The following is a 16,590-nucleotide window of genomic DNA, read 5'->3' as shown; positions in this document are numbered from 1 at the left end:
TGCGCACGGGGAGCAGTGCGCACGATGTGCAACACGATTGCAAAAGAAAAGACAGCTGCATGGATGCGGCTGTCTTTTCTAATTCGCGAAAAACGTACGGCTATTTATTTGCTTGTCTTCCACGTTAGCGCAGGTCTCGTCAAGGAATAAACGGCACAAACCAGGGACACGATGACGATCCCCCCGCCGACCCAGGCCGTGCTGGCTACAGTGCCTCCCTGCTCTAACACGAGCCCCCCAATGGCAGAGCCCAATGCGATACCGATTTGCAGCGCGGAATTGTTAAAACTTTGCTGGATATCGGACGAACCCGGATCCACTTGAATCAGATAATTCTGCAGAGGAGGAGCCAGGCTCCAGCTCAATGCCCCCCATATCATCATCACGATTAAAAACACGCCAATCGAAAATGTGGATAACGGAAGCACGAACAATACCAGCATGAATGACGTAATGATGATTACGATGCTCTTATGCGATCCGAGCCGATCCGCAAGCGCGCCCCCGAACGCCCCGCCGCCGACGGCGGATAGTCCGAACAGGAAGTAACAGATGCTGATCCAATAAGGACTCAGACCAAGTTCAGATTCAAGAAACGGCGTGAAGTACGCATATATGGTGTAATGCCCTGCAAGCATGAACAAGGTGGCCAGATGCGCACCGGCGATTTTCATCTTGCCCAGCGCCTTGATCTGAACGGATAACGGCGTAACATTTTCAGGCTTGATCCGGTCCAGGAACATATAGATCAAAATCATGGAACCGATCGACAGGAAGCCGATACCCAGGAACAACACCCGCCATCCGAAAGCCTCGCTGATCAGGATGCCGAGCGGCACGCCTAGCACCAATGACGAACTAATCCCCATATAGATAACGCCCAAGGCTTTAGCGCGATGTGCAGGATCAACCACCTTGGCGGTTATTGTCAAAGATAACACGATAATCAGCGCCGTACTCATCGCGGTTAAGATTCTGGCTGCCATGAGCAGCGTAAAGTTTGGGCTTACATAAGCCAGCAAGTTACCAATAAAGAAAATAAACAAGGAAATCATATAGAGTCGTTTGCGCTCCACTCTTGCCGTCAGCGCAAGAAGCACCGGTCCCGCTATCGCATAGACCAGGGCGAACACGGTAATCAGCTGACCCGCCGTACCGAGTGAAATATGCAAGTCGTCCGCAATGAGCGGCAGTATCCCGCCAACAATAAGTTCAACCAGCCCGACGGAAATCGTCGATATCGCTAGAATTAATACTTTCAGATTCATCTGGAATGAAATCCCCTTTCTTCGATGTCATGTTTATAATCAACAAAAAAATCCTGATTACAAAAAATGGAAAACATTTTCTGTAATCAGGATTTTACGGTTCCTGGTAGAGACCCTCAGACCATATTAATGAGGTTATACATTCAAATAAAATATTCAGTTGCGGAACAATCGTTGATTAATTTATCATATCCGTCACGAAAGATCAACCTCCCATGCAGGATTCCAGCAAATCTCCCACAAATGCCCGTCCGGATCGAGGAAATGACCGGAATAGCCTCCCCAGAAGGTGTCTTGTGCCGGTACGGTAACGGTCGCGCCCGCTCTACTGGCTTGCTCCATCACCTCATCCACTTCTTCCTTGCTGCCGACGTTGTGGCCGATCGTGAATTCCGAAGAACTCGGGGACGATAAGGGAACATTCGCTTCAACCGACAGATCCTTGCGATTCCATATCGCCAGCTTCACACCGGCTTGCAAGTCAAAAAATGCTACGGCCCCATGCGCAAATTCAGTGCCAACGATTCCTTCGGTCGGGAGCCCGAGCCCGTCACGATAAAACTTCAGGGATCGTTCCAGGTCATCAACGCCAATCGTAAGTACGGATATGCTTGCTCTCATTTTACGATACCTCCTGTACATCATTATTGTTACTTCTACCCCATTGTCGTTCAACACCCGAATGAAAGATTGTAAAAAACGGACAAACCTTGCCGCCGCCATGGATACAAAATTTATGGTTGAAAAGCCTGTTTCGGCGACATGCCGTATAAGCGTTTGAAGGTGTTAATAAAATGAGGCTGATCATAATATCCGTATTGGGCAGCGATTTCAGGAAACCGGTTAGGCTTGGAACAACGCATCCCCTGCAGCAAATTCTGGAATCGTATGATGTCCGTCATTTCCTTCGGCTTCATGCCCAATTCCTTCTGAAACGCTCTTCTTATGTTTCTCTCGCTGTAATTCATTTTTTCGGCCAAGGCATGAATGGTTATTCTCCCCTTGGAGGCGTATAAATGCTGCATGCCTTGCTCCACCAGCGGCTCAGAATGTAAGCTACTCCGTCTTAACGCGTTGAATAAAAACGTCTCAATCAGCTCGATGCGTCGGGCGGAATCGAGAGCTGTCACCATTTCTTCGTTCAAGTGATTCACCTCTGCCCCCCACGCTTCATCCAAGAGAACGGGACCCTCCCGAAATTCGGAAGCGGGAAAGTGGATGAACGGACGAACGGTTTCCACATAGAAGCGAATACCGAACAGAGACTGCTCCTGCGTGAGTATCGCCGCTTCATAACGGGACATCAGACCCGTAACGAAGCCAGAGGCCGAGGCGGTCCGTGCCTTCAGATTAAATATGATATCCACGCAACCGTCAGGAAGGATGCGATGGAGCGGAGCTTGAATGGACGTGACTCGGTATTCCAAACTCCAATAACAGGCTACATATGGCATCAATGGCTGGCACGGCCTATATTCCATATAGGCATAATCTGAAGCAGGAGATTGAATCTCTATGGCCGGTGCTTGTACAGGCATAAAATTCCGCAATGGGCTCACCCTTAATTATGCTTGAATTAGCAAATAACTTGAATGGAAAAATGTAGTCTTAGCGTCTATTAATCATGTTGTCCTGCTTGAATCTGCAGGTTCATAATTTGACCGTCTCGCGACGTAATGTAAACCTTCCAATCCCCCGTTACTCCACGCCCGTCATGCATGGCGAATGTCCGGGTTCGCTCCGTACCGGCTTTGACATCCGTATATCCGAATTCCTCCGTTCCCCGGTAGACCTTCAGCATCACGTGGCCAGAGCTGTTCTTGTTATGAACCTTAACGGTTAATTTGCTGCCCTGCTCCGGCATGGTGGTAAACGTGTTTTCATACGCATTGACGCTCTGGTACTTATCCAAATCTATATATTGCACCTTAAAAGGCGTGTTGCTGTCATCACCCTCAACTTCCTCTATGTACGATGCCTGATGATGAACAAGTTCGCCCGCACTCTGAGGGAACAGCGTCAGCGCCAGAAACATGGCGAAGCCGACTCCAAGCCATTTCATTTACGGCGAAACACCTCCAATAAATTTCCCTATGCGCACCGCCGCCTCGCGCAGAGCTTCCTCTTCCTGGACCAGCGCGATTCGCACGTAGCCTTCACCTTCAGAGCCAAAAGCATCTCCTGGAATAACAGCTACGCCTGTATTCAACAGCAATTCGCGGGCGAACCGCCGCGAACTCCATGCTTCCTCGCGAAAAGCTTCTGGCAGCCGAGCCCATAGAAACATCGTGGCTTTGGGTTTAGGGACGTCCCACCCCGCTTCGGCCAGGGAAGCTGCGAGGACATCACGGCGTTGTTCATACAGCGAAGCAACACCGCGATCTTCACGGGAAGCAGCCATGGCTTGACGCAAGGCATGGACCGCCGCCGTCTGAACCGGCTTGAACACGCCGAAATCGATGTTGCTTTTGTATTCCCGCAGCGCGCCGACAGCTTCCTCATGACCGGCAAGAAAACCGATGCGGCAGCCTGCCATATTAAAGCTTTTGGAGAAGGAGTGAAACTCCACCGCGATGTCGATAGCGCCTGGAGCCTGCAGTACGCTTATCGGACGATAACCGTCAAAGCCCATTTCGGAATAGGCCAGGTCATGGACGATGAGCACGTCCCATTTTTTCGCCAAACCGACCAACTTTTCAAAAAAAGCAAGATCAGCCTGAACCGCAATCGGATTCCCCGGAAAATTCAGCAGGATGAAGGTCGCTTTCATCCAAATCTCCTCCGGTATGCTGTCCAGATCGGGCACGAATCCCCGCTCTTCTCTCAGTGGCAAATACCATGGTGTTACCCCTGCGATCGCAAGGGCTCCGGCATAAATCGGATATCCCGGATTCGGCACAATAGCCAAATCCCCCGGATTGCATATGGCTTGAGCCAGATGCGATAATCCGTCCTGAGAGCCCATTAAGGCCAGTATTTCCGTATCGGGATCGACGTTCACGCCGAAGCGGTGCTTCATCCATGCTGCCGACTGCTCTCGGAATTCCATAGTTCCTCTGGTGCCCGGATATGTATAGTTATCTTCTTTTAGCGCTTCTTGGCTCAGGATCTCGCGTATATCGTCAGAAGGACCACGGTCAGGACTGCCGATACTCAAATCGATGATATGTCTCCCCGCCTGGGCAGCTTCTTGTTTCCATTCGCTGACCTCGGCAAATATCGAAGAACCGATCTGTGATAATTTGTCTGCACGCCATGATCGCTTTGAAGTTTGATTCGGCATGGTATCCACCCACTCCACTTTTTTTCCTACATTATAGCATGAAGCCGGCAGAGCTTCTCTTGGAATTCCGATCTGGGGCTTGACTTGAAAAGCCTTTCATAACGTAAGATCGAACCATACAAAAAGAGAAACCAGGAGAAGAGACAACCATGACCAGATTGAGAGAAACCATTTTTATTATCGCTTTTACGTTTGCAGCCTTTGTGCTGGGTACCACCGAATACGTCATTGTTGGATTATTGAAGGACATTAGCGCAACCCTCAGCATTTCGCTTGCGGCTGCAGGTGTCCTCGTATCCTGCTTTGCTATCGCTTATGCGCTCGGAACGCCTTTAGCAGTGACGCTGCTCGGACGCATCCCGCGGCATGTTACCATCCTGTCAGCGTACATTGCGGTGTTGGTGTTTAATTATTTGACCATCTTCGCCACCACGTATCCTGTTATGCTGTTCATTCGCATCATCACCGCCATTCTGTGCGGATTGACCTTGTCGCTGGCCATTGCCGCAACCAGCGAGCATATGAGCGCTTCCCGCAGGGCTGGCGCGGTTGCCTGGATCATTGGAGGTTTTTCCATAGCGAATGTCCTGGGCGTTCCCGTCGGAACGCAAATCGGCCAAATGGCTGGATGGCAAACCGCTTTTATCGTTACTTCACTTGTGGGGATCATCCCGCTTGCGTTCATGTTGGCCGTTATGCCAAAGAGCAATACGATTAGCGTAAGCTCCATGAAGCAGCAATTTGCCTTGTTCAAAAATCAACGGATTCGTCTTGCATTCTTCATTCCGGTCTTTGGCGTAGGCTCCGTATTTATCGTATACACGTACATCACGCCGCTGTTGGAGAACGTGCTGGGGATACCTCAGCAATGGATCAGCACCGTGTTGCTGGCTTACGGCGCTTTCACGATTCTAAGCAACTGGCTTGGCGCCAAGGTAGCGCAAGGCAATTCCCGGGTAAAATTGAAAGTGATTTTCACCATCCAAGCGATGATTATGACGGCTCTGGCCCTCACCTTATCGCTCCAGTGGATGGCTTTGGCATCCTTGATGCTGGTGGCCTGCTTCTCCTTTGCGCTCAGTACCGCCGTTCAGTTATACCTGATTGATCTGGCAGATGAATCTTCGCCCGGCTCCAAGGACTTCGCATCCACGCTCATGCCGGTTGCATCCAACATGGGAATTGCGCTCGGCTCCCTTCTGGGCAGCCTGGTCGTAGACAGCATTGGCCTGGCCTACCTGCCGTGGGCCGCAATTGCATTCGCTATCGGAGCTTTTGTCATAACTTCCCGCTGCCATCAGCTCGACCAAGAGCAATCGGAGTTAACGCTCCTGACATCGGTTAAAGCTTCATAAAAACCTCTATTTCAATCCTTCTCATTTTCAGATGAGAGGGATTTTGTTGTACGGGCGGAAATCGGGCCATTCTCGCTATAACAGTTATATTCTCGAAAAAACGGCACAGTAAAAAAGTATTCACTCGATAATCAACTCATCCAAAGCCGTTTGGAATTCAAAAAGCTTACCCGTTGTATAACGGCGTAAGCTTTTTGTTATGCTGTTATTCAGTTCGGCTGGAATCGGCATGAGTCCAATATCATGCCGATTCCAGCAAATAGCGAATCCGCTGTCCATACAATCTCCTTATTCGGCTAATCACCATAATAACACCCTAGATTAACGTCGTATTACCGATTCCCCTAATTAGGAAACGCCATAGATCCTGCTTTGTGAAACTCCATGGATTTGGGATATTAGAGGACACTGGTTCCGCTATTCCTTTGTTCAATATGCGGACAAGAGATCCGCTATTGCAGGATTTCGCGAGGATTATGGTTGAATAACGGATTATGTGTCCGCTTGATCACCATAATAGGCCCATTTCGGCGAAATAGCGGATCCTCTGTCCCCATCGACTCCAGATTCGTCAGATTTCACTAATATAACACCTGGGGTTTGCGTCGTATTACCGACTCACTCATTAGGATACTCTACCATAGATCCTGCTTTGTGAAACTCCATGGATTTGGGATATTAGAGGACACTGGTTCCGCTATTCCTTTGTTTTTCCCATTTCAAGGCAATATGCGGACAAGAGATCCGCTATTGCAGGATTTCGCGAGGTTTCATCCGTGATTATGGTTGAATAACGGATCCTGTGTCCGCTTGATCACCATAATAGGCCCATTTCGGCGAAATAGCGGATCCTCTGTCCTCATGGACTCCATATGAAGCAATTTTCAGCATGAGCGGAGCCACCTCCGTCTACATGCGCCTAAAAACAGGCCCATTCCTGAAATTAGATTAGCGACTCCCCTGTCCTCATCATCATAACACTCTCACTCCAGCACGCAGACGTGCCCCATCATTCTATCTACATCTGCCCACTCAGTCTACATACGCCCTACAACTAGCCCATCCAGCATGCAACGAGCCTCCGCATCGTCCATTTGCTCGATTGATCCCCTGCTTAAGCCGCCATCTCCTGGCATGCCTTTGCACATCTGAAGCAAGCTTCCGCACATTCCTGACAGTACTTGGCGTCATGCTTTTTGCACTCGTTTCCGCAAGCTTCACAAACATCGACACAGATCCTGCATATTTCTCTGGCATACATGCTGTTCGTGGACATGGCCTGAGCAGCGAAATTACATATATCAGCGCACTGTCGATCCAATCGTATGCATTCCTTCATCATCGCAACATCCTGCTCTTCCAAACATGCGGTGTAACAATGGTTACAAGCTACCATACAGCGCAAGCATTCCTCGATGCATTTTTGAAATGATTCGTGTGACATTCAACATTCTCCTTTCGGTGTTAGCGATTATAGGATTACCTTGTACCAAGGTTGTATGTCATTAACCAAAACTTGTGAAGATTCTATGAGATTTTTTGGAGCATCGAGTTGTCGAGTTTAAAGGTGTGATTAGATAAAAAAGACGACTGCACAGCAGCCGCCTCTCCTTCTTCATGATGCCATGAATGCATCATTATTTCCGTTAATATACTTTGAGTTGGGCATTCATCGAACATCCCATTATTTTAGCCAGTCCTCACAGGAATCCGCCATTTTTTGCAAAGCTTGAAAGAACATGCTGGCATGGTAACCATCACACACCGCATGGTGCACCTGTAATGAAACCGGAAGCAGCATGCGCCCTCCCTGCTCCGCGTATTTGCCGCCCGTGATGATCGGCAGCAAATATTCTTTAGCATGGGCAATATTCAGGTTGAACCCGCTAAACCTTGCCCAGGGGATCATGGATATGGGAAACGTATTGGGTGGTGGATTCTCCTTAACGAAGATCCCTTTGACATCCCGATAACGTTCCATGTCCTGCTCATATAGATCATGGAATCGATCAAAATCGTTCACAAATTCAGTCCATAAGCTGGAGAAGGTATGATCATCCTTGTGAAAAAAGGTATAACTCGGCGTCATGGAATCCCAGTATCCCAGCTGTCCCTCTGGGCTATACGAGGTTTTGAATTCTGCGCGTTCATTGACAACCCGGGTCACCATGTAAATAAAAGCCGGGTAAAGCTTATACCGCCCAATCTTCAGTTCTTGAAGCAACAGCGTGATATCCGTGTCTACAGTCATGCTGTAGGTGCATTGATTTACGTTTGTGTAATGCTCAAAATACGGCAGTCTGTTCCACCGCTCGATATCAATGGTATGGAAATTCATTTTTTTGCCCTCCTAAAATAAAATCGTTCTACTACTTCAGGAGGGTACATCCACCGCTTTAACCACAAGCCATCACTCCAAAGTTTTTATATATCAATCAGCAAGCTCAACGATTACATTTAAAATCCCGATGACTTTCACGCTATCATTGAACAAGACCGTGTTGAACGCTCATATTGTGTTGTGTCCCTATTATAAATCATCCCGCTTTTAAAAAATAGAGAATGCCTATCCATGCTCCCGCCAGCTTATGTACTTTTGAACGCAACTCGTCCCCTCTCGTCGACGGGATACGATCAAAAGAAAAGGCTTCACTCCTCAAGCAGATGCTCAAGCAGCAAAGCCTATATCCTTGCAATCTTAATGAATCACTTCCGGCAATTGGGTAAACAACAGGTTTACCGGCAAATTGCTTCCCGGCGCGGCCGTCAGCATGATTTCAACCTTTTGCTCATAATCGCCCGTACGGTAGAGAACCGCTTGCTCTCCAGGGGATACCTGGCCCAAGGAATAAATCGGTACGATCGTTCCATTCATCATGGCGTAACCCGAGTACTTGCCGCCCCGCGGGTTAAACGAGATCAGGGTATTCGGCGCTACGCGATCCAGCGTGATTTTATACAGGACCCCGAAGTTGCCGGTATTGTGCGTAATATCTCCAACCATAGGATCCATGCCTTGCAGGTTAGGGTCATCCTGGTTGTCTCCTAGAACGAGACGCTGGGATTCCGCCCCCACCAGCTCGGAATAACGAATGATCCGCGTCGAATCCGGATAGGTTCCGCGGTTATGAACGCCATCGCGATCCAGGATCGGCAGCGTGCTCAGCACCTTCAATGGATCGGATTTTTCGTCAATCATCACGACGTCGAACTGGATCGGCTGGTCGCTATACATATCCGAGTACAGGGAAATGACATGCCCCTGCTTCATTCGAATCTCGCTCAGCTCCGTCATGACCACCTTCTGTTCGCCAGGTGCAAGCGTTACGGAAGTTCGCTTCGAATTGTCCTGCATGGATTGGAAATAGTTCAGCACGGACTTTTTGCCTGCTGCCGTCGCGATCGGCGATGGACCTGCAAATCCCAGGTAATCTTGTCTAAGCGTTACCGGGGTACTATTCTTGTTAGTTGCAATCACGTACATCTTCACGTTTTTGTTCAGATTGTTCACGTGGTGAATCATGAAGCGCATGTCGCCCACCGCTGTCTCTTGATACACGATGCCCTCGCTGTTTACGGTTTCCGGGCTGTTACTGCGGATCAGCGTGCTTGGCTCGTCGTAAAAGTCATAATTGATCTTCGAACGCGAAGTGACGTTGCCGAGGAACGAGAATTTCTCTCCTTCCGGAATGAACAGCATATTGAAGTCGTCTTGCTCATACAACGTCTCGTTCGTTACGTTGATGGTCGTCTCGTAGGAGGAGCTGAGTCCCTTCTTATCGGTGACGGTCAACTTGATGGTATGCACGCCAGGCGAGAAGAAGGCATATTCTTTGTTCTCCCACTTGTACGTCAGATCCTCGTTCTTGTCCTGGTCGTCGTAGCTTTGATCCGTATAGGTGATCAGCTCACCCATTTTATACTCCATCTTGTCGGTTTCGAACATGGCTACAGGCGGAAGGTTCGGCTGAACGACCGTAATCGTTTGGCTGAATGGTTCACTCCAAGCTCCCGTCGAATCCTGAACCGAGTATGTGACTATGTATTGACCTGGCGCATCAAATATATCTTGCTTGCCTTCCCAACGTTCGTCGATGATTTCACCTTGTACATTCTCAACCTGAGGTGTATAGGTAACTGTAGTCTCCCCTGCAAAGATCTCTTTAGGTCCTACCGTAAACTTCGCGACCGGCTTGCTTTCCAGGCTCATAATAACGCGCTTGCCAACATTGTCCACTTTATATTGAATGTCCAGCGCTTGCGTGATGGCTGTCAGCGGAACCATGAAGGTGCTCTTGGTTTGGTAAGAGGTGCCTTTCATGGTTTTGGTTACGCCGTTGACGGTATACTTGCTGCTGTCCGTTTTGAAGCGGAGCTCATTGCTTCCTTTGGTAATAATCGTTTCTTTGGTTTTCTTATCGTAAGTGACCTTGAAGCCTACACGATCCACAAGGGCACGAATGGGAACATAGGATACTCCCTTCTTGACTTGCATCGGCTGCGGTGCATTGTAGGTAACGCCGTCCTGTACCATCTTCGTGCTATTAAAATAAAGAATAAGTTCCTTGCCCGTCGTGGATGGCGTATTATTCTGGGTGTCCTGCCCTTCCGTAGTCGTTCCCGAATTTTGGACTTCACCCGTTTCCTCCACCGGCACTTCGGTCGTTCCTGTTTCGGTTGTACCTGTTTCAGTGGTTCCTGCTTTATCCGGCGCTTGAGTTCCTTCTGTCTCTGTCGTATCGGATGTCTCTTGAGAAGCGCCTGCAGTGCCTGCAGCCCCTGAAGCGTCTGTACCCCCGGATTTTAGTGATTTCGTTGCCGCTGAATTTTGCTCATACACTTCTTGGGTGACTGACGGTTGCGTTTGGTCTGCGGCATTGGCATCCGCGCTCGCCGGATAAGCTGCGGCCAATTGGGCAACAGCCAATACGGTTAGCAATGATCGTTTCTTCAGTTTCATTCCATAACTCCTTCTAATCCTTTTTGATATTTTAATGAGGTCATACTATTAGACGTAAATTTTGGTAAAAAAGTTTCTCTGAACTGTGAATAATATTTAAGATGCTGTAGAACTTTGTTAAAAACCTATAGAAAATCCCGAAACAGCATCAAAGCTGTAACGGGACTATTAGGTCACTCGGTAGAATTCATATAGATGTTCCTAGATTTCATCAATCCACTAACCTTCCTAAGGTTCCGATTTATCCCCATTTTGGTATATACAATATAGACATTGTAATCAACCGAGCTCATTGTTCGAGGTTCAGATGCTCCTGCAAATTCGTAGCCGCAATAACCTTCCTCCCGCTTGCCGGGTCATATTTCCACAGATGAAGACCCGTATCTCCTGTCGGGATATGAATGTCGGTATGATAAGGAAGATTCAAGAAACTCCGAAATAACATCGAGATCATCCCGCCGTGAGAAACAATGCAGACGCTTTTCAACTGGGGTTCGTTATCGAGGGTAGTAAACAGCTTGGACATAAATTGCTCGGCCCTTGCTCTGAGCTGCACTTCAGATTCCCCGCCTTTAATCGCATCATGCCGTTTCCTTCCGCCCAGGGGCAGAGGGTACTTGATCAAAGCTTCTTCCCTCAACATGCCCGCGATAACCCCGTTATTTTGTTCCATCAAATCAGGATCATAGGTGACGGGCACTTTAGTCGTTTCGGCGATCATGATAGCGGTCTGCTTGGCCCGCTGAAGCGTGCTGGAAAAAATCGCATCCAACGCATATGTACGATGAATCCAATCCGCCAGCAGCCGTGCTTGCTGTTGACCGAGGTCCGTTAAAGCATAATCCGCCCATCCTTCACATCGATTCAGAATATCCGCTTCCGATTGTCCATGTCTTAAGACTAGAATTTCAACCATATGCAGTCCCTCACTTACATCCTTGAGTGATTATTGTTTGTTGCCAACGGCGATCCAGCGCCCGTCCGCATCCTCAAACACAAGTTCATGATTATTATAATCCGTCATGGTTAACGGTCTGACAATCTTGATGTTCAATTCCAAGAGCTCCTGCTCGATCTCTTGTAGTCCATACGCAACAAAATAGGCATCGTACCCGTAACCGTAACGGATTCGATTCGGCACGACCTCTACATCTGTTTTCGTTAATACGATTTCAATGGAATCCCTGTATAGGCACACATGCGGTTCGTCTGCATCAAGATAGTTCACGGCACGGAACCCGATTTCCTCATAAAACTGACTTGTCCTTTTGATATCAGATGTCGGAAAGATTTGCAAGCAATGGGAAAACCCTGTACTCATGGTTCTATCTCCTTATCTCTTCTTCTCCTGTTCTAGCCCTCTTCATATCGACTCAACTGCTTATCCTTCATTCCCGGCAATCCCGGATCGCTCATGTGACCGGATCTTCTCCCGGGTCTCCAGAAAATGACGCAATGCCAAACAGATGAAGAACCGCTAAATAGATTGGGTAAAGCCCCAATCCCGCTATGGCAACGAGTCCTGTTACTGGGCTGGGTTTGTCGGCCGGATTCGTGATCGGGAACCATGCAGCCGTAATGTAAACCAGCATCATGAAATAGGGAATCCATAATATTAGAGCAAAAAAACTTGCTTTGCGTCCGTTCAACCAATATCGGACCAGCCTCGGAACCCCCCAACCCGACAGAATCAATCCGGCAGCGCAATAGACTAAGGTCAGCGCATTCACGTGATCCAGGTCCCACCCTGTCAATCTGCCAATCCGGTACACATTGACCATGAGTTCAATCCCGGCAAAAGGGAACAGCGCATACAAAGCACCCGCCATATTTAATCGAATGATAAAGTTCATATCCACTCTCCTTGCACGCATTCAACTGTAGCCGGTATATGGCATGCCGCTTTATGAAATCAGCTCCTTAATCAAATACAGATTCAAATCGTCATCTGCGCATACCATGTTGCCTGGCACCACAGGTTCGTTGTTGTACATGATCCCGTTGCCGTCCGGAATATAACCGCGCCGTACATAGATTCTTTGAGCCGCTCCATAGTCTCTGTATAATCCCACCCCGATGCCGATACGCGACAGTTTCTTGCTCACGATGATCTCGAATTCTTCTATGATACGATTGGCGATCCCGTTTCTTCGATACTCGGGAAAGACGTTCAGATCATTGATTTCCGGAATGTTCTGATCACGAAAATACGGATAATCCGACTCATATTTCAAATGCGATACGCCAGCCAGCTCACCCTGTACAAAAGCCAACAACGTGATGCGGATGCCGATTTGGTTTTCAAATTCACAACGATCATAATATTCATCCGAGCGTTGTATCTTTTGCTGTTCAAATGCATCTTTCCAAATACGTTTAAGGTCTGCGTTATCCAAAACTTTCAATGTAATGTCCATAGGGTTACCTCGCTGTTATGTATTGGTATGGTGAGTACCGTTAACCTCTATTTTAATGCTTTTCCTTAACTTGGTAAATCATTCCGCAGCAATTGATGCATGAAATCAAAACGGCCAAGACGAATATCCCGGCCGTTGCCCGATTTTTTTCTTCAAATAACCCTGTTGCTAAGCAAAAAACTCGGTCTCTGCTACTTTCTGGCCGACATCAGCATAAACATCGGTCGGTGACCTTCTTCCTCCCATTCGGGATGTGCCGCCAATTGTGCCTCAGAAGGACCCCAGTCCTCAACATGAGTTATGGTAAAGCCAAGCCCGATCAACATATTGAGATAGGTGCCCATCGTCCGGTGCTGCTTAATTACGCCTTCGGCAAGCCAATTCGTTGTACGCGGTCCTTCTTGCTGATAATGATCAACCGGCCAAGTTTGATGCCCGCCAGGATGCTGAATCCATTCGGGACGACTTGAAGCCGTGTATATCGGATGCTCGACGGAGCATACCAGGCTTCCGCCGGGCTTAAGTGAACGGTACACTTCCTTTAAGAGGCACTGCAAGTTTTCAATATAGTGAAAAGCGAGCGAGCTATACACCAGATCATACTTTTCAGAATCCAGCTCCAACGTCTCCAGATCCGCTTTGATATAGCTAATGTTAGGGTCCTGCGTTTTCGCCTTCCCCCGTGCCAGCATATTCTCGGATACGTCAACCCCGATCACTTTCTCGGCGCCGCCATGCTCCCTCGCCCATCGGCTGAACCAGCCGAACCCGCAGCCTAAATCAAGAACGCTGGCACCGCTTAGATCCGGCAGCATCGATCGCAGCGTTTCCCACTCCGGAGCGCCGTCCAATCCATGAACGGAACGACTTAATTGGCTGTAACCCTGAAAGAATCCTTCATCATCATAAATGTTTTGCGTCATCACCGTTATAGCACTTCCTTCGTCTAGAATATCTCTTCTAAACTTACTCCCTTCATGCGCGGTTCTCAAGGTTATGATTGTTTCTGCCTTAAACAGGATCAAACAACCATAAAAAAGCGATATCTGAAAATCGCCACCGATCCTTCACATATCGCTGCATTCTAACTTTTCCTTCGTTCAGCCCGAATAATTCTTCGTATCGATTGCTCCGTTAAATAATAACGTTCAGACAAGGTACGAATGGAATCACCCTGCATATGACACTTGAAAATGTTCCGATTCCGCTCGTCCAGATCTCGCTTGGCCCCGGTTTGTTCTCCCCAGCCCTTGCGGTTCTCAGACTTTCTGGGAATATAAATATAACTTCCATCAATATACTGCTGAATGGTTTTGATAACGTGTTCCGGCAAAATATGTTGTGCTTTTTCGTATTTCATACTCCTTGCCCCTATCTACATGGAATCGTGTAAATAGTGAGCAAAGCCTGCACATGAAATATAACAGCGGCTATTTCAAGTTTGGAAGTAGGCTCCGAACAATTTCTCTGCCCGATATTTCCGTGCAGCTTTGCCCGGAGCCTGTTTTAACCACTTGAACGGTCGTGCTCCTAACGTGAGCCATCATCATTTTCACCTCGCCCGATTGGTTGATACAACGTTCATTCGCTTCCCTCTATTGTAACAAATTCGATTTCCTTTGTGTCAGGTTCGAATAACGATTTGATGCGTTCTCCCGATCCCACACCTACCCAGCAACCAAATAGACAAACGAATGTAAAAAAAGCTTACTGGGCCGTTAAAATCAGCGGTCCGTCCGACGTGATAGCGATCGTATGCTCATATTGCGCCGACAGCTTGCCGTCAGCCGTTCTCGCCGTCCACTGATCGTCGTCGATCGTGATGCGGAACGTACCCTCGTTGATCATCGGTTCAATCGTAAACACCATGCCTTCCTTTAACCGAATGCCTTTGCCGGCTACGCCGACATGCTCGTAATTCGGCTCCTCGTGCAGACTCCGTCCGATCCCGTGCGCCAGCAGATCGCGTACGACCGAGAACCCGTTCGCTTCCGCATGCTGTTGAATCGCCGACGTTATGTCGCCGAGCCGGCCCCCGGGGAGTGCCCTGGCGATCCCCAGATCCAGGCATTCCTTTGCCACCTTCATGATCTTTTGCGCCTCTGGCCGGATATTGCCTACCGGATAACACCAGCACGAATCGCCGAACCATCCACCGTATTCCACGACGATGTCGAGTTTCAGCAGGTCGCCATCCATCAGCGCCCGGTTCGAAGGAATGCCGTGGGCCACCACATCGTTGACCGAAGTGCAGGTTTCGGCGGGGAAACCGTTGTACCCTTTCGTAAACTGCTTGCCGCCCAGCTTGGTGATGTGTCTGGCAACAAAGTCATTGATTTCCCGGGTGGTGATCCCGGGCTCGATCAGTTTAGCCACCGCGCGGTAGCAGTCCGCAACGATTTGGCTCGCCGGCTTCATCTCTTCGATTTCCCTAGGTGATTTTAAAATGATCATCTATGTTATTCGCTCCTTATCAGCTCTATAGTTTTAATAACCGCACGATATCCCTGGCCTCCTCATGCAGCTTTCCGCGGCGAAGCGAAAGCGAAGCACAGCCGACCAAGGCGGCCAGCAGCATTTCCGCGCGCTGCAGCCGATATGTCGGCTCTGCCGCGCATACTCCGGAAGCGGCAGCCTCGTTCGCCGCAGGCCCGCTTTCCAGCAGCGCGGCAAGCGGCGCGAGCACCTCCCGGCGAAAAGCGGCCGAGAGCGGGGCCGAGCGCGCTTCAGGCAGCGCGGCAAAGCCCTCGCCGGCCAGCTTATGCAGCAGGAATAGGGCGTGATCCTCCGCCCAAAGCTGCAGCAGCCGGACGCCGGCGGCGGCGACGGGGCCAAGCTCTGCGCCAGCGACCGTTTCGAGGCTTGCGCTGCGGGAATCCGCGTCAGCCGTGTCCCCGATGTCCGACACCGCAGCCAAGCCGAAAGGCCCGCCCGCCGGCGCCTCTCCCGAAGCCGTTGCGCGCGGGATCTCCCGCGGGGCCAACGGCGAGACCTTCGGAGGGGCGTTATGCGGGGCCTCCAGCCATTCACCGGCTCGCTCCAATGCGTCCCACAGCAGATCGTGGAGCAAATCGCCCTTATTGCTGTAATAATGGTATACCGTTCCATAGCCGAGTTCCGCCTGCGCAGCCACATCGCGGATTTCCAGTAAAGGCCCTTTATTCAAAAACACATCGGCAGCGGCTTTACGGATTTGCGCCAGACGCCGCAGCCGGATCTCTTCGTTTTGTTCCTTTGTGCGTGGAGTCATCTCGTCCGTTCACCTCTTTTATTTTTGACCTACTCTTATGTCAATATAAAACATCAG

General features: G+C 49.3%; 18 protein-coding genes and 1 riboswitch. Of the genes, 1 reads left to right on the top strand and 17 read right to left on the bottom strand.

Features of this window, described 5'->3' with window-relative positions:
* Positions 1-104: 104 nt before the first annotated feature.
* The 5 genes from BMX45_RS04370 to BMX45_RS04350 all read right to left on the bottom strand — a co-directional run bounded on the left by BMX45_RS04370 (position 105) and on the right by BMX45_RS04350 (position 4,551).
* On the bottom strand, positions 105-1,268 hold the full coding sequence (locus BMX45_RS04370) for an MFS transporter (protein ID WP_090908658.1): 1,164 nt from the start codon (positions 1,266-1,268) through the stop codon (positions 105-107).
* 63 nt (positions 1,269-1,331) lie between these two features.
* A riboswitch (purine riboswitch) is annotated at positions 1,332-1,431 on the bottom strand.
* Positions 1,432-1,463: 32 nt separating this feature from the next.
* Complete coding sequence (locus BMX45_RS04365; protein WP_090908657.1) at positions 1,464-1,889, bottom strand: VOC family protein; 426 nt, start codon at positions 1,887-1,889, stop codon at positions 1,464-1,466.
* Positions 1,890-2,002: 113 nt separating this feature from the next.
* Positions 2,003-2,749, bottom strand: coding sequence for a helix-turn-helix transcriptional regulator (locus tag BMX45_RS04360; RefSeq protein ID WP_254777945.1), 747 nt, complete (start codon positions 2,747-2,749; stop codon positions 2,003-2,005).
* Between the two features lie 137 nt (positions 2,750-2,886).
* Positions 2,887-3,330 carry a hypothetical protein gene (locus BMX45_RS04355; RefSeq protein WP_090908656.1) on the bottom strand — a complete coding sequence of 148 codons (444 nt, stop codon included), beginning with the start codon at positions 3,328-3,330 and terminating at the stop codon, positions 2,887-2,889.
* Positions 3,331-4,551, bottom strand: a complete 1,221-nt coding sequence (locus tag BMX45_RS04350) for an aminotransferase class I/II-fold pyridoxal phosphate-dependent enzyme (RefSeq protein WP_254777944.1) — start codon at positions 4,549-4,551, stop codon at positions 3,331-3,333.
* Between the two features lie 149 nt (positions 4,552-4,700).
* On the opposite strand from BMX45_RS04350, the gene BMX45_RS04345 reads away from it, so the two are divergent.
* Positions 4,701-5,906 carry an MFS transporter gene (locus BMX45_RS04345; protein ID WP_090908654.1) on the top strand — a complete coding sequence of 402 codons (1,206 nt, stop codon included), beginning with the start codon at positions 4,701-4,703 and terminating at the stop codon, positions 5,904-5,906.
* Positions 5,907-6,026: 120 nt separating this feature from the next.
* Here the strand turns inward: BMX45_RS04345 and BMX45_RS31210 are convergent, their stop codons facing one another.
* The 12 genes from BMX45_RS31210 to BMX45_RS04290 form a co-directional block, all read right to left on the bottom strand.
* Positions 6,027-6,185 (bottom strand): hypothetical protein, encoded by a 159-nt coding sequence (locus BMX45_RS31210; RefSeq protein ID WP_175495029.1) that lies wholly within the window; start codon positions 6,183-6,185, stop codon positions 6,027-6,029.
* An 835-nt stretch (positions 6,186-7,020) separates the two neighbouring features.
* A complete protein-coding gene (locus tag BMX45_RS04340; RefSeq protein ID WP_090908653.1) occupies positions 7,021-7,350 on the bottom strand; it encodes a four-helix bundle copper-binding protein in 330 nt (109 codons plus the stop codon).
* Between the two features lie 240 nt (positions 7,351-7,590).
* Complete coding sequence (gene catA / locus BMX45_RS04335) at positions 7,591-8,244, bottom strand: type A chloramphenicol O-acetyltransferase (RefSeq protein WP_090908652.1); 654 nt, start codon at positions 8,242-8,244, stop codon at positions 7,591-7,593.
* A 360-nt stretch (positions 8,245-8,604) separates the two neighbouring features.
* A complete protein-coding gene (locus BMX45_RS04330; protein ID WP_090908651.1) occupies positions 8,605-10,866 on the bottom strand; it encodes a stalk domain-containing protein in 2,262 nt (753 codons plus the stop codon).
* A 289-nt stretch (positions 10,867-11,155) separates the two neighbouring features.
* Positions 11,156-11,782, bottom strand: coding sequence for a histidine phosphatase family protein (locus BMX45_RS04325; protein WP_090908650.1), 627 nt, complete (start codon positions 11,780-11,782; stop codon positions 11,156-11,158).
* 30 nt (positions 11,783-11,812) lie between these two features.
* Complete coding sequence (locus tag BMX45_RS04320) at positions 11,813-12,187, bottom strand: VOC family protein (protein WP_090908649.1); 375 nt, start codon at positions 12,185-12,187, stop codon at positions 11,813-11,815.
* Between the two features lie 91 nt (positions 12,188-12,278).
* Complete coding sequence (locus BMX45_RS04315; RefSeq protein ID WP_090908648.1) at positions 12,279-12,719, bottom strand: hypothetical protein; 441 nt, start codon at positions 12,717-12,719, stop codon at positions 12,279-12,281.
* 51 nt (positions 12,720-12,770) lie between these two features.
* The gene (locus BMX45_RS04310; RefSeq protein ID WP_090908647.1) at positions 12,771-13,283 is read right to left on the bottom strand and encodes a GNAT family N-acetyltransferase; all 513 of its coding nucleotides are present in this window, start codon (positions 13,281-13,283) and stop codon (positions 12,771-12,773) included.
* Positions 13,284-13,474: 191 nt separating this feature from the next.
* Entirely contained in the window at positions 13,475-14,206 is a 732-nt protein-coding gene (locus BMX45_RS04305) for a class I SAM-dependent methyltransferase (protein ID WP_090908646.1), read from the bottom strand.
* 161 nt (positions 14,207-14,367) lie between these two features.
* Positions 14,368-14,643 carry a CD3324 family protein gene (locus BMX45_RS04300; protein WP_090908645.1) on the bottom strand — a complete coding sequence of 92 codons (276 nt, stop codon included), beginning with the start codon at positions 14,641-14,643 and terminating at the stop codon, positions 14,368-14,370.
* Positions 14,644-14,990: 347 nt separating this feature from the next.
* Complete coding sequence (map, locus tag BMX45_RS04295) at positions 14,991-15,737, bottom strand: type I methionyl aminopeptidase (RefSeq protein WP_090908644.1); 747 nt, start codon at positions 15,735-15,737, stop codon at positions 14,991-14,993.
* Between the two features lie 25 nt (positions 15,738-15,762).
* Positions 15,763-16,533 carry a TetR/AcrR family transcriptional regulator gene (locus BMX45_RS04290; RefSeq protein ID WP_090908643.1) on the bottom strand — a complete coding sequence of 257 codons (771 nt, stop codon included), beginning with the start codon at positions 16,531-16,533 and terminating at the stop codon, positions 15,763-15,765.
* Positions 16,534-16,590: the final 57 nt, after the last annotated feature.

This window comes from Paenibacillus sp. cl141a (assembly GCF_900109305.1).
Lineage (GTDB): Bacteria > Bacillota > Bacilli > Paenibacillales > Paenibacillaceae > Paenibacillus_AQ > Paenibacillus_AQ lautus_A.
The sequence above is the reverse complement of the archived record's forward strand: the minus strand, read 5'-3'. Positions and strand labels throughout refer to the sequence as shown.

Bases quoted from the DNA above. Each gene is read 5' to 3' on its own strand.
- BMX45_RS04365 (WP_090908657.1), bottom strand. From the start codon at position 1,889: ATGAGAGCAAGCATATCCGTACTTACGATTGGCGTTGATGACCTGGAA.
- BMX45_RS04290 (WP_090908643.1), bottom strand. From the start codon at position 16,533: ATGACTCCACGCACAAAGGAACAAAACGAAGAGATCCGGCTGCGGCGT.
- BMX45_RS04345 (WP_090908654.1), top strand. From the start codon at position 4,701: ATGACCAGATTGAGAGAAACCATTTTTATTATCGCTTTTACGTTTGCA.
- BMX45_RS04370 (WP_090908658.1), bottom strand. From the start codon at position 1,268: ATGAATCTGAAAGTATTAATTCTAGCGATATCGACGATTTCCGTCGGG.
- BMX45_RS04315 (WP_090908648.1), bottom strand. From the start codon at position 12,719: ATGAACTTTATCATTCGATTAAATATGGCGGGTGCTTTGTATGCGCTG.
- BMX45_RS04320 (WP_090908649.1), bottom strand. From the start codon at position 12,187: ATGAGTACAGGGTTTTCCCATTGCTTGCAAATCTTTCCGACATCTGAT.
- BMX45_RS04330 (WP_090908651.1), bottom strand. From the start codon at position 10,866: ATGAAACTGAAGAAACGATCATTGCTAACCGTATTGGCTGTTGCCCAA.
- BMX45_RS31210 (WP_175495029.1), bottom strand. From the start codon at position 6,185: ATGGACAGCGGATTCGCTATTTGCTGGAATCGGCATGATATTGGACTC.
- BMX45_RS04300 (WP_090908645.1), bottom strand. From the start codon at position 14,643: ATGAAATACGAAAAAGCACAACATATTTTGCCGGAACACGTTATCAAA.
- BMX45_RS04310 (WP_090908647.1), bottom strand. From the start codon at position 13,283: ATGGACATTACATTGAAAGTTTTGGATAACGCAGACCTTAAACGTATT.
- map (WP_090908644.1), bottom strand. From the start codon at position 15,737: ATGATCATTTTAAAATCACCTAGGGAAATCGAAGAGATGAAGCCGGCG.
- BMX45_RS04360 (WP_254777945.1), bottom strand. From the start codon at position 2,749: ATGGAATATAGGCCGTGCCAGCCATTGATGCCATATGTAGCCTGTTAT.
- BMX45_RS04305 (WP_090908646.1), bottom strand. From the start codon at position 14,206: ATGACGCAAAACATTTATGATGATGAAGGATTCTTTCAGGGTTACAGC.
- BMX45_RS04355 (WP_090908656.1), bottom strand. From the start codon at position 3,330: ATGAAATGGCTTGGAGTCGGCTTCGCCATGTTTCTGGCGCTGACGCTG.
- catA (WP_090908652.1), bottom strand. From the start codon at position 8,244: ATGAATTTCCATACCATTGATATCGAGCGGTGGAACAGACTGCCGTAT.
- BMX45_RS04325 (WP_090908650.1), bottom strand. From the start codon at position 11,782: ATGGTTGAAATTCTAGTCTTAAGACATGGACAATCGGAAGCGGATATT.
- BMX45_RS04340 (WP_090908653.1), bottom strand. From the start codon at position 7,350: ATGTCACACGAATCATTTCAAAAATGCATCGAGGAATGCTTGCGCTGT.
- BMX45_RS04350 (WP_254777944.1), bottom strand. From the start codon at position 4,551: ATGCCGAATCAAACTTCAAAGCGATCATGGCGTGCAGACAAATTATCA.